Raw genomic sequence first — 15,422 nt, 5'->3', positions numbered from 1 at the left:
GATCGCGCCCAGCGCCGCTGCGAGCGCTGCACCGAAGCGCCCGCGCGCGCCGTCGCGCGAGCGCACCATCGGCACCAAGGTCGCAGGCCAGCCGGCCTTCGTCCTGCATAGCTACCCTTACAAAGAAACCAGCCTGATTATCGACCTGTTCACGCGTGATTTCGGCCGCGTGGCCTTGATCGCCAAGGGCGCGAAACGTCCGCACTCGCAGTTGCGCGGCGTGCTGCAAACCTTCCAGCCTTTATCTTCAAGCTGGGTCGGCAAATCGGAACTGCGCACGCTGACTGAAGCCGAATGGGTAGGCGGCATGCTGCCGCTCGAGAAAACCGCGCTGCTGTGCGGCTTCTACCTCAATGAACTGCTGGTCAAGCTGCTGGCACGCGACGACGCGCATCCGGCGCTGTTCGATCACTACGTCTCCACGCTGAACCAGCTGGCGCATAATGAACCTGCGCCCATCGTCTTGCGAAAATTCGAACGGGCCTTACTTAAAGAGACAGGCGTCGCCGCCGACCTGACACGCTGCGTTGAAACGCGCCGCCCGGTGCAGGCCGATGTCGTCTACGTGATCGATCCAGAACGCGGCCCGCGTCCCGAACGTGCCTCCGACCCGTGGCCGCGCGTCGCCGGCAAAACGCTGCTCGACATGGAGTGCGAAAATTACGAAGACGTTGCCACGCAAGTGCAGAGCAAGCAGCTGATGCGCTTTCTGGTCGCACATCACTTGAACGGCGCGCCATTGAACACCCGCCAGATCCTGATTGATCTGTCCCAGTTATAAAACGAGATAAACAAATGAGCTTCCTGCAACCATCCGGCACCATCATTGACCTCGGCGTGAACATCGACCACGTCGCCACACTGCGCAATGCGCGCGGCACCGTTTATCCGGACCCGATCCGCGCCGCGCTGCTGGCCGAGCAAGCGGGCGCCGATTGCATCACACTGCACCTGCGCGAAGACCGCCGCCACATCAAGGACGCCGATGTCATCGCACTCGCGCCGCAGCTGCTGACCCGCATGAATCTGGAAGCCGCCGTCACCCAAGAGATGATCGACTTCGCCTGCAAAATCAAGCCAGCCGACGTTTGCCTCGTGCCTGAAAAGCGCACCGAAGTCACCACCGAAGGCGGCCTCGATGTCGCCGGCAACTACAACGCTGTCGAACGCGCAGTGAAGCAGTTGCAAGCAGAAGGCATCCGCGTATCGCTGTTCATCGACGCCGATGAAGCGCAGATGGACGCCACCGCAGCACTGGGCGCACCTGTGATCGAACTGCACACCGGCCGCTATGCCGACACCGAAGGCGCCGAGCAAACCGCCGAACTGGAACGCATCCACCGCGGCACGCTGTACGGCGTGAGCAAAGGCCTGAAGGTCAACGCCGGCCACGGTCTGCACTACACCAACGTGCAAGCGATAGCCGCGATTCCGGAAATCGCAGAACTGAATATCGGCCATGCCATCGTCGCGCACTCCGTCTTCGTCGGCTGGGAAAACGCCGTGCGTGAGATGAAGGCAATCATGGTTGCTACGCGCCTCGGCCGAGGCGCGTAATGATCTACGGGATCGGCACCGACATCTGCAAAATCCCGCGCATTGAAGCAGCGCTGGCGCGGCATGGCGACCGCTTTGCGCAAAAAATTCTCGGGCCGCAGGAATTCGAGAAATACCTCGCGCGCAAGGCTAAGAGCCCAGTGCGCGGCATCCGCTTCGTGGCCACGCGCTTCGCCGCCAAGGAAGCCTTTTCCAAAGCCATCGGCCTCGGAATCCGCATGCCAATGACCTGGCCGGCCGCGCAGATGCTGAATCATCCGAGCGGCAAGCCGATGATCGTGTGCAGCGGCGTGCTGAAAGAATTCATGGAAAAGAATAAGCTGTCGGCGCAGGTAACCGTCAGCGACGAAGAGGACTACGCCGTCGCCTTCGTCATCGTGGAGCAGGAAAAGTGACAGATGAAGTAAGCGACCCGCGCGAACAAGTCTTGGCCACCGTGGCCAAGCTGCCCAACCTGCCGGGCGTGTACCGTTATTTCGACGCTGACGACAAAGTCCTGTACGTCGGCAAGGCGCGCGACTTGAAAAAGCGCGTGTCGAACTACTTCCAGAAAAACCTGAGCAGCCCGCGCATCGCCATGATGGTCGAGCGCATTGCGCGGCTTGAAACCACCGTCACCCACAGCGAAGCCGAAGCGCTGATCCTTGAGAATAACCTGATCAAGGCACTGAGCCCGCGCTTCAACATCCTGTTCCGCGACGATAAATCGTATCCGTATTTGAAGATCACCGGTGGCGATGCGCCGCGCATGGTCTACTATCGCGGCGCGGTGGACAAGAAGAACCAGTACTTCGGACCTTTCCCCAACTCGTGGGCGGTCAAGGAATCGATGCAGATTTTGCAGAAGGTATTCCAGATCCGCACCTGCGAGGAGAGCGTCTTCGCCAACCGCACGCGCCCATGCCTGCTGAACCAGATCGGCCGCTGCAGCGGTCCGTGCGTAGGCCTGATCAGCAAGGAAGACTATAAGCTCGACGTGGAAAACGCCGCACGCTTCCTGCGCGGCCGCCAGTCCGAAGTGCTGGAAGAACTCGAAAAGAAAATGCATGCCTACGCGGCCGAGCTCAAATTCGAGCAGGCAGCGGCGGTGCGCAACCAGATCCAGTCGTTGTCGCGCGTGCTGCACCAGCAAAGCATGGAGACCACCGGCGACGCCGACGTCGACATCATCGCAGTGCTGGTGCAGGGCGGGCGCGCCTGCGTCAACCTGGCGATGGTACGCGGTGGCCGCCACCTCGGCGACCGCGCTTACTTCCCGACTCACGTTGGCGATGCGGAAGCGATTGCGGAAAATGCGATTGAAGTGGAAGTGCTATCTGCCTTCCTCGCCCAGCATTACGCTGACAAATTCATTCCCGGCACGCTGATCCTGAATATCGAATTCGATCACCCGGCACTGATTCAAGCCTTGCAGGAGCAGTGCGGCCACCGCATTAACCTCATATTCCAGCCGCAGGACCAGCGCCGCAAATGGCTGGAGCTGGCGCAGAAGGGCGCCGAGATCTCGCTGGCGCGCCTGCTGTCGGAACAAGGCTCGCAGCAATCGCGCACGCGCGCGCTGGTCGATGCCTTGCAGCTGGAACCGGAAGACATCGACACCCTGCGCGTGGAATGCTTCGACATCTCGCACACGCAAGGCGAGGCGACGCAGGCCTCGTGCGTGGTGTTCCATCACCACCAGATGCAGAACGGCGAATACCGCCGCTACAACATCAACGACATCACGCCGGGCGACGATTACGCCGCCATGCGCCAGGTGCTGTACCGCCGCTACGAGAAAGTCGCCAACGGCGACGGCGTGATGCCGGACGTGGTGCTGATCGACGGCGGCAAAGGCCAGATCGAAATGGCGCGGCAAGTGTTCGCCGAACTAGGGCTGGATATCAGCTTGATTGTCGGCGTGGCGAAAGGGGAGGGCCGCCGCGTCGGCCTTGAAACCCTGATGTTCGTCGACGGCCGCCCATCGCAGGAGCTGGGCAAGGAATCAGCGGCGCTGATGCTGGTGGCGCAGATTCGCGACGAAGCCCACCGTTTCGCCATCACCGGCATGCGCGCCAAACGCGCCAAAACGCGCCAGACTTCGCGTCTCGAAGAGATCGAGGGCATCGGCGCCAAGCGCCGTCAGCGCCTGCTGGCGCGCTTCGGCGGCCTGCGCGGTGTGGTGGACGCCAGCGTCGAAGACCTGAAGACAGTTGAAGGTATTTCCAGCGCCTTGGCCGAGGAAATCTACAAGCAGCTTCATTGAATGGGCGTGGCCTCTACGGTGCTGGTTTAATGTGCTGCGTCAAGGTAGACTAGCGGCGCATTACACATTTTCATGGCCGCACTTTATTTCGAGCTTATGCCTTTCAATATTCCGATTCTGTTGACCTGGTTGCGCGTTGCGCTGATTCCGCTGGTGGTGGGCGTCTACTACCTTCCGACCACTGTCTTGCCGGTGGCGGACCAGAATCTGGCGGCCACGCTGGTATTCATTGTTGCCGCCGTCACCGACTGGTTCGACGGCTTCCTGGCGCGCCGCTGGAACCAGACCTCGGCCTTCGGCGCCTTCCTCGACCCCGTGGCGGACAAGCTGATGGTGGCCGGCGCCTTGCTAGTGCTGGTGCAGCTGGACCGTGCCAACGCCGTCATGTCCTTCATCATCATCGGCCGCGAGATCGCCATTTCGGCGCTGCGCGAGTGGATGGCGCAGATCGGCGCCTCCAAATCGGTGGCGGTGAGCTCGCTGGGCAAGATCAAGACCACGGCGCAAATGACCGCCATCCCGCTGCTGCTGTTCCATGACGTGCTGTGGGGTGCCATCGACAGCCAGTTCTGGGGCTCGCGCCTGCTGGAAGTGGCGGCGGTGCTGACCGTGTGGTCGATGTTCTACTACCTGCGATTGGCGTGGCCGCTGATCAAAGAGAAGTCAGGCCAGCTGTAAATTCCTAATCGAATAAACAATATTTTCATTTGGCATTGACAGCTGCCGTAGAACCTCTATAATGCTGGCCTGTTGTTGATGACGACGAAGCAAAGCGGGAGTAGCTCAGTTGGTAGAGCGCAACCTTGCCAAGGTTGAGGTCGAGAGTTCGAGACTCTTCTCCCGCTCCAAACGGCGAAGTCAGTAACAAGTAGTACTAGCAAAAACAACAGTCACCTGTTATGATGCTGGACTCGAAATGCGGGAGTAGCTCAGTTGGTAGAGCGCAACCTTGCCAAGGTTGAGGTCGAGAGTTCGAGACTCTTCTCCCGCTCCAGTTTCTCCGGAAGCTAGAGCACGCAGTAAAAAGTAACACACTCCATGCGGGAGTAGCTCAGTTGGTAGAGCGCAACCTTGCCAAGGTTGAGGTCGAGAGTTCGAGACTCTTCTCCCGCTCCAGAATTTCGGATTGCAGCGCGTAACCCCGCTGTTGTCTTGTTGTAAAAAGTTTCCTCTGGCGAGGTAGCAAAGCGGTTATGCAGCGGCCTGCAAAGCCGTCTAGGTCGGTTCGACTCCGATCCTCGCCTCCAAAGCTCCTAAGCGGGAGTAGCTCAGTTGGTAGAGCGCAACCTTGCCAAGGTTGAGGTCGAGAGTTCGAGACTCTTCTCCCGCTCCAGTATTGAAGAAGGGCAGCCCAGTGGGCTGCCCTTTTTTCTTTTCTCCCATCAGATATCCGCGTCACGTTTGCTGCTACGGCGACGGCCGGCGTGACTCGGCTTCGTCCAGCTTTCTGCATAGTTCATGGAAAGGCACCACCGCGACCGTGGCGTGCGCCGGCTTGTGCGATAGCGCCAGCATATGGTCCCCGGTGTGATAGGCGATATAAAGGTCCAGCGAGAAGGGCCGGCCCGGACTGGTTGAGCGGATCAGCGTGAGATCTTCCTGGGTAAAGGTAAAACGGCAAGGGCCGGCGCTGCTGTACATATTGATCTGATACTGCCGCATGATGGTAGCCCTCCAACGCCCAGCACTGTCACCTCAAGCCTACCTGCTTTCGTGGTCGGGCGTATCGGCGATTTCGCTTGTCGCACTGTGGGATGTTTCCTACCTCATATTTTGCAATATTACTCAAAGGAAATTCCAAGTAGGGTATCTCCTACCTCGACACAAGCGAAACTCGCTGATGGGATTGTAAACTTTTCGATAAAATATTTACAATAATTTGCCTTCGGCGAGTGTCCACCAGCGAGAACAGAATGAGCCTGTTTGAATATCCCCGGCCACAATTGGTGCGTGCCGAATGGCAGTCGCTGAATGGTGAATGGGACTGTGCGTTTGATGACGCAAGGCGTTATGGCAGTCCTGACGATGAGATTGAATGGGACCGTAAAATCCTGGTGCCGTTCGCGCCGGAATCGCTCGCCAGCGGTATCGGCGACCAGGATTTTCACCCCTGCATCTGGTACCAGTTGCACTTTGAGCCGGTGCGGCGCGGTGAACGCACGCTGCTGCATTTCGGCGCGGTCGATTACGCGGCGCGTGTCTGGCTCAACGGCCTGCTGGTGGCACAGCACGAAGGTGGCCATACGCCATTTTGCGCCGACATCACCGACGCCCTGACTGCGGCCGGTCCCCAGGTGCTGGTGGTGCGTGCCGACGATGATCCGGCCGACCTGGCCAAGCCGCGCGGCAAGCAGGACTGGTTACGCGAACCGCATTCGATCTGGTATCCGCGCACTACCGGCATCTGGCAAACCGTGTGGCTGGAGCCGGTCGCCGCTACCTATCTCCATACGCTGCGCTGGACGCCGTTGTTTGATGGCTTTGAGATCGGCTGCGAAGTGCAGGCGGCCGGCGCGCAAACCTCCGGCCTGTCGGTCGAGGTACGGCTGTCGATCGGCGACAAGCTGCTGGCCGACGATGTGTATATGCTGGTCGGCCAGGAAGCCAACCGCAAAATTGCCCTGTCCGATCCCGGCATCGACGACTCGCGCAACGAACTGTTGTGGAGTCCCGAGCGGCCGACCCTGATCGACGCTGAACTGATCCTGCGCGACGGCCAGCGCGTGCTCGACGTCGTGCACTCGTACACCGCACTGCGTTCGGTGTCGGTCAACCGCGACCGTTTCATGCTCAATGGCCGCCCATATCAGTTGCGGCTGGTGCTGGACCAGGGCTACTGGCCCGAATCGCTGATGACCGCGCCATCCGACGCGGCGCTGCGGCGCGATGTCGAGCTGGCCAAGGCGATGGGCTTCAACGGCGTGCGCAAGCACCAGAAAATCGAAGATCCGCGCTACCTGTACTGGGCCGACCGCCTTGGCCTGCTGGTGTGGGAGGAAATGCCGTCGGCCTATGCCTTCAGTCCGCGCGCGGTGACGCGCCTGGTGCGCGAATGGACCGAGGCCATCGAGCGCGACTACAGCCATCCGTGCGTCATCGTCTGGGTGCCGTTCAACGAATCCTGGGGCGTGCCGAACCTGACGGCGATGCAGGCGCATCGCAACGCGGTGGAGGCGCTGTACCACATGACCCATGTGCTGGACGCCACCCGGCCGGTGATCGGCAACGACGGCTGGGAAGCCTCGGCCACCGACATCCTCGGCATCCATGACTATGACGGCGACCCGCAGCGCTTGCGGGCGCGCTATGCGGTCGACGAATCGGCCAACACCTTGTTCGACCGGCGCCGCCCCGGCGGCCGCATCCTGACGCTGGATGGCTTCCCGCATCGCGGCCAGCCCATCGTGCTGACCGAATTCGGCGGCATAGCCTACGACCCGAACGCGCCCGAGCACCATACCTGGGGTTATTCGCGCGCCAACACCGCCGCCGCATTTCACGAGCTATACCGTGCGCTGCTACAGGTCGCCAACGAGACTGTCATGTTCAGCGGTTTTTGCTACACCCAGTTTGCCGACACCTTCCAGGAAACCAACGGTCTGCTCAACGCCGACCGCTCGCCCAAGCTGCCGCTGGAACAGATCAGCGCCGCCACCCGCAACGCCTCCGCCTGAAAGCGTCCTATGATCGAGCACCTTGCCGCTGCCCCTTTCGCCACCTTCTGGCAGGCCGGCTATGAAGGCGCCGACCACGTCAACCATGCCGGCAGCGCGCTCGACATGAACCTGGCCACCGGCCACCTGGAACGCGCCCGCGCCGACTACGCGCAGCTGCAGCAGTTCGGCATCCGCACGGTGCGCGAGTCGATCGGCTGGCGCCTGGCCGAGCGCGACGGCGTATTCGATTTTTCCATCCTCGACACCCGCCTGCGCGCGGCGCAGGAGTTCGGCCTGCAAATCTGCTGGACGTTTTGCCACTACGGCTGGCCGCCGGAGATCGACGTCTACAGTCCGGAGTTCGTGCCGCGTTTCGCGCGCTTTTGCCGCGCCGCCGCCGAGTACCTGGCGCCCTACGTCGGCGAGCAACCGGTGTACTCGCCGATCAACGAGATTTCATTTAACAGCTGGGGCTTGTCGGTGCACATGTTCCAGTGCAAAAACATGTATGACGAACGCGCCGATGTTGAAGGCAAGCGCCAGCTGATCCGCGCCACCATCGCCGGCTGCGACGCCATCTGGCAGGTCACGCCCGGGGCCCGGCTGTTGCAGTGCGACCCCTTGATCCACGTGATCGCCCCTGCCGACCGTCCCGACTGGGCAGCGCAGGCGGCCGGCTGGCGCGAATCGCAGTTCGAGGCCTGGGACATGTTGTGCGGCCGCCGCGCGCCCGAGCTGGGCGGCTCGCCGCGCTATCTGGACATCGTTGGCGGCAACTACTACCACAGCAATCAATGGGAGAGCGGCAGCAACCTGCGCCTGTGGTGGCACCTGGCCGACAAGCGTCGCCAACCACTGCATCAGATTCTGGTCGAGCTGGGGCAGCGCTACCAGCGACCGTTGCTGCTGGCGGAAACCAGCCATGTCGGCAGCGGGCGCGGCGTCTGGATCCGCGAAATGGCCACCGAACTGGCGCTGGCGATGGAGCAGGGCGCCGACGTGCGCGGCATCTGCCTGTATCCGGCAATCGATCGCCCCGACTGGGAACACGAACAACATTGGCATCACAGCGGCTTGTGGGACCTCGACCGCGATGGTCCCGATCCGCTGGCGCGGCAACTGGTGCAGCCGTACGCGACCGCCTTACGGCAGGCTCGGCTTTTAACCGATCGACTCTGTACCAATCACGGCCCGCAAGGGCAAACCAAGGAGAGCGCCATGCAAACCATCATTGTTTTTTGTCACCTGCGCTGGGATTTCGTGTACCAACGTCCCCAGCAACTGCTAACGCGCCTGGCCCAGCATTACAAAGTATTGTTCGTCGAGGAGCCGCTGTTCGACGCGGCGCCGCCGCGCTTGCACACCTATAACCCGGCGCCCAACCTGACGGTGTGCCAGCCGCACACGCCGGTGCAGGCCACCGGCTTCCACGACGACCAGATCCCGGTGCTGCAAACGCTGCTTGAAACGCTGGTGCCGGAAAGTCAGGAACCGATCGTCTGGTTTTACACGCCCATGTCCTTGCCGCTGCTGGCGCAACTTAATCCATCGCTGGTCGTGTACGACTGCATGGACGAGCTGTCGGCGTTCAAGAATCCGCCGAAACAGCTACTGCAACGCGAAACCGCGCTGCTGAATATTGCCGACCTGGTCTTCACCGGCGGCCCCAGCCTGTATGAAGCCAAGCGCAGCCGGCACGACAACGCCCACTGCTTCGCCAGCAGCGTCGACGCGGTGCACTTCGAGCAGGCGCTCGACCGCAGCAACGGCCATCCGCTGCACCAGGATATTCCGCATCCACGGCTGGGCTTTTTTGGCGTCATCGATGAACGCTTTGATACCGGCCTGATCGCTGCCATGGCCGACGCCCATCCCGACTGGCAGATGGTGCTGGTGGGGCCGGTGGTCAAGATTGATACGGCCACGCTGCCGCAGCGCCAGAACATTCATTACCTGGGGCAGCAGGCATATCAGGTGTTGCCGCAGTTCCTGGCTGGCTGGGATGTCTGCCTGCTGCCGTTCGCGCTCAACGACGCCACCAAATTCATCAGTCCGACCAAGGTGCTGGAATACATGGCAGCCGCACTGCCCATCGTCAGTACCGCGATCACCGACGTTGAACAGCCGTACGGCGACATTGTCGCCATCGGCCACGATCATGCTGAATTTATCGCGCACTGCGAAGCAGCGCTGGCCCAGAGCGCCGAACAGACAGCGGCCATGGCCGTGCGCATGCGTGAGATTATTGCCGCCACCTCGTGGGACGCGACGGCCGACGCCATGCGCGCGCTGCTCGACGGCGCGCCCGGCAACCCGGCGCGGCGCGTGCCGGGCGCCGCGCAATCGCCGGAGCAGGGCGCCGCTGCCGCCAGCTACGCCGCACCCGGGAAAATCAATCCTTTGCGTGCTGCGGGCGCCGCCAAGGCAGTCGGCTGCCTGATTATCGGCGGCGGCCCGACCGGCTTGTCGGCCGCCTACCACAGCGATGCCGACACCATGCTGCTGGAACGGAATCCAACGGTCGGCGGCTGGTGCCGTTCGATCCAGGACGCCGGCTTTACCTTCGATTACGCCGGCCACATCATGTTTTCCAATGACCCCTACGTGCTCAAGCTGTACGACATCCTGCTGGGCGACAACCAGCACTGGCAGATGCGTGAAGCCTGGATCTACAGCAAACAGGTGTTTACGCGCTATCCGTTCCAGGGCGCGCTGTACGGCTTGCCGCCGGACGTGATCAAGGAATGCATTGTCGGCGCCATCAACGCGCGCTACGGCGACAGCGCCGCCAACCAGGCAGCGCCGGCCTGCGCAGCCGGTAAGGTGGAAGACTGCTGCGCCGATGGTAGCGCTGACGCGGCCAACGCCGGCGCCACCGCGCGCGAGCAGACAACCCAGAGCTTCGAGGAGTTTATCTACAAAGTCTGGGGCGCCGGTATCGCCAAACACTTCGCGATCCCGTACAACAAGAAGATCTGGACCGTGCCGCTGGGCGAAATGGAAACCTCGTGGCTGGGCGGCAGGGTGCCGCTGCCGGACTTGGGCGAAATCATTGACGGCGCTTTGCAGCCGGTAGCCAAGCCGCAGGGGCCGAATGCGCGTTTCGGCTATCCGCGCAAGGGCGGCTTCCAGGCGCTGGTGTCGGGCTTCCTGCCGCATATCCGCGGCAAGGTCGAGCTCAATGCCGACGTGGTGCAAGTGCTGCCGCGCGAACACGCGGTGGCGCTGGCCGATGGCCGCCGCATCAAATACAAAAACCTGATCAGCACCATGCCGCTGCCGGAGTTAGTCAAGCTGATCGGCGCGGAGGCGCCAGAGGCAGTGCGGGCTGCGGCGCGCGGGCTGCGCCATATCTCTATCCGCTGCGTCAACATCGGCATCGCCCGCACCAACGTCACCGACAAGCACTGGATCTACTACCCGGAAGACAGCATCTTCCACCGCATCTTCGTGCAGGGCAACGCCAGCCCTGAATGCAATGCGCCGGGCGGTTTCGGTTTCACCTGCGAGATTTCGTATTCGCCATGGAAGCCGCTACCGCTCGATGGCGATGCGTTGATCCAGCGCTGTATCGAGGACTGCATCAAGGTCGGCATGATGACCGCCGACGACCAGATCATGGTCGCCAACCAGGTCGACATGCCTTACGCCTATGTGGTGTACGACCACGCGCGGGCGCGCAACGTGGCCATCGTGCGCGACTGGATGGAGCAGCATGACATCGTGCTGTCCGGCCGCTACAGCGAATGGGAATACTACAACTCCGATCATGCCTTTTTGGCCGGCCGCACGGCTGCCGAAAAAGTACGCGCGGCACGCGCCGGCCAGGCAGCGAGCCAGATGGCGGAATCTTGACAGCCCTCCGGCCACAACTTTTTTCCCATGTTTATTTTATAGAGGCAGACTGATATGACCAAGAACAGCAAACCTGCCGGCGATGTTGCCGGCGCCGGATCGATATTGAGTACTGTATCGGGCCCATCCAATGCACCGCCGCCAGTTACGCTGGGCGGACCGGGCGCGCTGGAAGACGCGCTGCTGCGCAAGCAGGCCGGCAACCAGCAACTGGCGGCGCAGATGCCGTTCAATGCCGACAAGCCGCTGGAATACGGTGACGCCGCGCGCCAGCCGCACCAGGGATCGACCGTGGCGCCGGGCGATCCGCTGGCGACTGCCAGCACCTCGGCCGAACTGAACGCCTCGCCCAAGGTGGGCAGCGATCCCGCCGATGGCGTCAACCGCTTGAACGCGCCACTCGACCGGGTGCGTGCCGACAGCGGCGGCCAGGCGCTGACCACCAATCAAGGCGTGCCGGTGGCCGATAACCAGCATTCGCTGAAAGTCGGCCTGCGCGGACCGACGTTGTTGGAAGACTTTATCCTGCGCGAAAAGATCACCCACTTCGACCATGAACGCATCCCGGAACGGGTGGTCCATGCGCGCGGCTCGGCCGCCCATGGCTACTTCGAGGCCTACGACGCACTGACCGACATTACCAAAGCGGCGCCGTTCCAGGCAGCGGGCAAGATTACGCCGGTGTTCGTACGTTTCTCCACCGTGGCCGGCGAACGCGGCTCGTCCGATACCGCGCGCGATGTGCGCGGCTTCGCGGTCAAGTTCTATACCGACGAAGGCAACTGGGACCTGGTTGGCAACAACATCCCGGTGTTCTTCATCCAGGACGCCATGAAGTTTCCGGACCTGGTGCATGCGGTCAAGCCGGAGCCGCATCACGCCATGCCACAGGCGTCCAGCGCCCACGATACCTATTGGGACTTCGTGTCGCTGATGCCGGAATCGACCCACATGCTGATGTGGCAGATGTCGGACCGCGCGATCCCACGCAGCTACCGCACCATGCAAGGCTTTGGCGTGCATACCTTCCGCCTGGTCAATGAGGGCGGCGCGGCGGTGTTTTGCAAATTCCACTGGAATCCGGTGGCTGGCACCCATTCGCTGGTGTGGGACGAGGCGGCCAAGATCATGGGCGCCGATCCTGACTTCCACCGGCGCGACCTGTGGGAAGCGATCGAGGCGGGCGCCTATCCGCAATGGGAACTGGGACTGCAGATTTTCACCGAGGCGCAGGCCGAGCAGTTCGACTTCGACGTGCTCGATGCCACCAAGCTGATCCCGGAGGAACTGGTGCCGGTACGCGCGGTCGGCCGCATGACGCTGAACCGCAATCCCGACAATTTCTTTGCCGAGACCGAGCAGGTGGCATTCTGCACCGCCCACGTTGTGCCGGGCATCGACTTTTCCAACGACCCGCTGCTGCAAGGGCGGATCCACTCCTACATCGACACCCAGATTTCGCGCCTGGGCGGGCCCAACTTCCACGAGATCCCGATCAACGCCCCGGTGGCGCAGGTGCACAACAACCAGCGCGACGGCATGCACCGCCAGGCCATTAATCGCGGCCGCGTCAATTACGAGCCGAATTCGCTGGGCGGCGGCTGTCCGTTCCAGGCCGGCAGGATGGGCTTTACTTCCTTCCCCGAACCGATCCAGGAAGACAAGGTGCGCGGCAAGCCGGAGAAATTCGCCGAGCACTATGCGCAGGCCAGGATGTTCTTCGAAAGCCAGAGCCTTGCCGAGCAGGCGCACATTGCCAACGCTTTCCGCTTTGAGCTGAGCAAGGTGCAGACGCCGGCCGTGCGGGCGCGCGTGATCGCCAATCTGGCCAATGTTGATCCGATGCTGGCCGCCGGCGTGGCGGACGGACTCGGCATGGAGGTGCCCGAAGCGGCGCCGCTGGCGACCAGCTTGCCGCAGCCGTTTTACGCCGTATCGCCGGCGCTGTCGCTGCTGGCGCGGCCGGGGACTACCGGTGTCGCCACGCGCAAGGTGGCGATCCTGGCGGGTGACGGCGTCGATGGTGCTGGCATTGCCAGCGTGTACGCGGCCTTGCGCAGCGCAGGCGCGGTGCCGCGCGTGGTCGGCGTCCAGCTAGGCGCCCGCACCGGCGCTGATGGCGGCCGGGTCGATGTCGAGATATCGCTGGAAGCCGGGCCGTCGGTACTGTACGACGCCGTCATCGTGCCGGACGGCGCCGACCAGGGCCGGCTGGCGATCAGCGGCCAGACGCTGGAATTCCTGCGCGACCAATACCGCCATTGCAAGCCGATCTTCGCCTGGGGCAGCGGGGGGGAACTGCTGAAGCTGGCCGACCTGCCGGACGCACTGCCGGATGGCAGTGCCGATCCGGGTGTGATCGTCGCCGCTGCCGTCAATGCAGCGGGCGCGTATGAAGCCTTTTTAACGGCGCTGGCCGGTCACCGGGCCTTCGTGCGCGAGACCGATCCGCCGCTGGTGTAAATCGCATGGACGGCATGGCGCCAGCGCGCCATGCGCGCTGATGAAGCTCAGTTGCCGCGGTAGGTTGAATAGCCATAAGGGCTGAGCAGCAGGGGGATGTGATAGTGCGGCTCCTTGCCGTCGACCTTGAATTCAACCGGGATGCGCGGAAAGAAGGTCTGCTTGCCGAGACGCGCGTAGTGCTCACCGGTCTCGAACACGATGCGGTAGTCGCCGGCGGCCATGCTGCTGTCCTCGGGATACAGCGCACTAACGCGGCCCTGTTCATTGGTGATGCCGGCCGCCAGTGCGCGCCACTGATCGCCGCTGCGCTGCTCCAGCGTCACGCGCACGCCGGCGCTGGGCTGGCCGGTTTGCAGGTCCAGCACGTGCACGCTGAGGGGATTTTGCGCCGCCATGGCGCCGGTGCAAAATGCGGCAAAGGCCAGCGCAAGTACAAACTGTCTGAATCGTGGCATGTCGCCCTCCCAAAAAAAAGTAGAGCGCCATTGTGGCAGCCAGCCCCCGACAGCCAGATGACCGCCAGATGATAATTTCGTCATCTTGGGCCGACAGCGGCCGAGATACAATGGCCCATGACCATTCTCATCATTGAAGACGAGCCGAAGACCGGCGACTATCTGCTGCGCGGACTGAGTGAATCCGGTTTCACGGCGCGGCTCGCGCGCACCGGGCGCGACGGTCTGGCCATCGCCCGCGAGGAGGAGCTGGCGCTAGTGGTGTTGGACGTTATGCTGCCCGGCATGGACGGCTGGCAGGTGCTGGCGGCTTTGCGTGCCGACCCGGTCAGCGCCACCGTACCGGTGCTGTTCCTGACCGCGAGCGACGCCGTGCATGATCGCGTGCGCGGCCTCGAACTGGGCGCCGACGATTATCTGGTCAAGCCCTTCGCCTTCGTCGAACTGGTGGCGCGCATCCGCACGCTGCTGCGGCGCGGCCCATTGCGCGAAGACGACACGCTGCGCATCGGCGACCTTGAAATCGACGTCCTGCGCCGCAGCGTGCGCCGCGCCGGCGCCGCCATCAGTCTGACCACGCAGGAATTCAAGTTGCTGCACCTGCTGGTGCAGCGCCAGGGACAGGTTCTGTCGCGGGCACAGATCTCGTCACAGGTCTGGGACATCAACTTCGAGACCGACACCAATGTGGTGGACGCGGCGGTGCGGCGCTTGCGGCGCAAGATCGACGATCCCTACCCGCAAAAACTGATCCACACACGGCGCGGCATGGGCTATGTGTGCGACCTTGTGGCGGCGCCATGACGCCGCTGCGCCGCTCGCTGACGTTGCGCGTCGCCGTCATGTTCATGCTGATCGTGGCGCTGGCCGCCGCCGGCCTCGGGGTCTACCTGTACCGGGCCTTGGCCAGCGAGATCGAGCGGCGCGACGACATCCAGTTGCTGGGCAAGCTGCGCCAGGTGCAGATCCTGCTCGGCCGTCCCGGCGCCACCGCGCTGCTGCGCCAGCAGCCGGAATTCTTCCGCGACACCATGAGCGGCCAGGAGAACTCACTGGTGCGCTTTGTCGCCGGCGACGGCAGCGTGCTGGCCGATATCAACGCCAGTGGCGAGCGCTATCCGCTGCCGCCCGCTGCCGGCGCCGCGCCGCCGCGCGCCGCCATCGCCGACTGGACCAGCAGCCGTGGCG

General features: G+C 62.9%; 11 protein-coding genes, 5 tRNA genes and 1 pseudogene. 15 read left to right on the top strand and 2 right to left on the bottom strand.

Translation table 11 applies throughout. The features are described 5' to 3' along the window. Position 1 precedes the first annotated feature (1 nt). The 10 genes from recO (at position 2) to GTP46_RS28715 (ending at position 5,135) form a co-directional block, all read left to right on the top strand. Entirely contained in the window at positions 2–781 is a 780-nt protein-coding gene (gene recO, locus GTP46_RS28760; RefSeq protein ID WP_161010059.1) for a DNA repair protein RecO, read from the top strand. A 14-nt stretch (positions 782–795) separates the two neighbouring features. Next, entirely contained in the window at positions 796–1,557 is a 762-nt protein-coding gene (gene pdxJ, locus GTP46_RS28755; protein ID WP_161010058.1) for a pyridoxine 5'-phosphate synthase, read from the top strand. Beyond that, positions 1,557–1,952, top strand: a complete 396-nt coding sequence (acpS, locus tag GTP46_RS28750; protein ID WP_161010057.1) for a holo-ACP synthase — start codon at positions 1,557–1,559, stop codon at positions 1,950–1,952. Before pdxJ ends, acpS begins: the two co-directional genes overlap by 1 nt. Then, positions 1,949–3,802 carry an excinuclease ABC subunit UvrC gene (gene uvrC / locus GTP46_RS28745; protein ID WP_161010056.1) on the top strand — a complete coding sequence of 618 codons (1,854 nt, stop codon included), beginning with the start codon at positions 1,949–1,951 and terminating at the stop codon, positions 3,800–3,802. Before acpS ends, uvrC begins: the two co-directional genes overlap by 4 nt. Before the next feature lie 96 nt (positions 3,803–3,898). Next, the gene (gene pgsA / locus GTP46_RS28740) at positions 3,899–4,480 is read left to right on the top strand and encodes a CDP-diacylglycerol--glycerol-3-phosphate 3-phosphatidyltransferase (protein WP_161010055.1); all 582 of its coding nucleotides are present in this window, start codon (positions 3,899–3,901) and stop codon (positions 4,478–4,480) included. A gap of 94 nt (positions 4,481–4,574) precedes the next feature. Next, positions 4,575–4,650, top strand: a tRNA-Gly gene (locus GTP46_RS28735). Positions 4,651–4,720: 70 nt separating this feature from the next. Further along, positions 4,721–4,796 (top strand) — tRNA-Gly (locus GTP46_RS28730). Between the two features lie 46 nt (positions 4,797–4,842). Beyond that, positions 4,843–4,918: transfer RNA gene (locus tag GTP46_RS28725), tRNA-Gly, on the top strand. Positions 4,919–4,975: 57 nt separating this feature from the next. Next, positions 4,976–5,049, top strand: a tRNA-Cys gene (locus GTP46_RS28720). A 10-nt stretch (positions 5,050–5,059) separates the two neighbouring features. Continuing rightward, positions 5,060–5,135, top strand: a tRNA-Gly gene (locus tag GTP46_RS28715). A gap of 74 nt (positions 5,136–5,209) precedes the next feature. On the opposite strand, the gene GTP46_RS28710 is transcribed toward GTP46_RS28715, so the two are convergent. Further along, entirely contained in the window at positions 5,210–5,464 is a 255-nt protein-coding gene (locus tag GTP46_RS28710; protein WP_161010054.1) for a hypothetical protein, read from the bottom strand. A gap of 251 nt (positions 5,465–5,715) precedes the next feature. On the opposite strand from GTP46_RS28710, the gene GTP46_RS28705 reads away from it, so the two are divergent. From GTP46_RS28705 to GTP46_RS28695, 3 genes are read left to right on the top strand one after another with little or no spacing between them, the layout of a single operon-like run. Then, a complete protein-coding gene (locus GTP46_RS28705) occupies positions 5,716–7,476 on the top strand; it encodes a glycoside hydrolase family 2 protein (protein WP_161010053.1) in 1,761 nt (586 codons plus the stop codon). A 9-nt stretch (positions 7,477–7,485) separates the two neighbouring features. Beyond that, complete coding sequence (locus GTP46_RS28700; RefSeq protein WP_161010052.1) at positions 7,486–11,313, top strand: NAD(P)-binding protein; 3,828 nt, start codon at positions 7,486–7,488, stop codon at positions 11,311–11,313. A gap of 54 nt (positions 11,314–11,367) precedes the next feature. Continuing rightward, positions 11,368–13,776, top strand: coding sequence for a catalase (locus tag GTP46_RS28695; RefSeq protein WP_161010051.1), 2,409 nt, complete (start codon positions 11,368–11,370; stop codon positions 13,774–13,776). Between the two features lie 47 nt (positions 13,777–13,823). Here the strand turns inward: GTP46_RS28695 and uraH are convergent, their stop codons facing one another. After that, positions 13,824–14,234, bottom strand: a complete 411-nt coding sequence (uraH, locus tag GTP46_RS28690; protein WP_161010050.1) for a hydroxyisourate hydrolase — start codon at positions 14,232–14,234, stop codon at positions 13,824–13,826. Positions 14,235–14,351: 117 nt separating this feature from the next. On the opposite strand from uraH, the gene GTP46_RS28685 reads away from it, so the two are divergent. Next, positions 14,352–15,038 (top strand): heavy metal response regulator transcription factor, encoded by a 687-nt coding sequence (locus GTP46_RS28685; RefSeq protein WP_161010049.1) that lies wholly within the window; start codon positions 14,352–14,354, stop codon positions 15,036–15,038. Next, positions 15,035–15,422: pseudogene (locus GTP46_RS28680) on the top strand (heavy metal sensor histidine kinase); the annotation flags it as partial. The gene GTP46_RS28685 and the pseudogene GTP46_RS28680, both read left to right, overlap by 4 nt.

The organism is Duganella flavida (genome assembly GCF_009857445.1).
In the GTDB taxonomy this organism is placed as follows: Bacteria; Pseudomonadota; Gammaproteobacteria; order Burkholderiales; family Burkholderiaceae_D; genus Rugamonas; species Rugamonas flavida.
The sequence above is the reverse complement of the archived record's forward strand: the minus strand, read 5'-3'. Positions and strand labels throughout refer to the sequence as shown.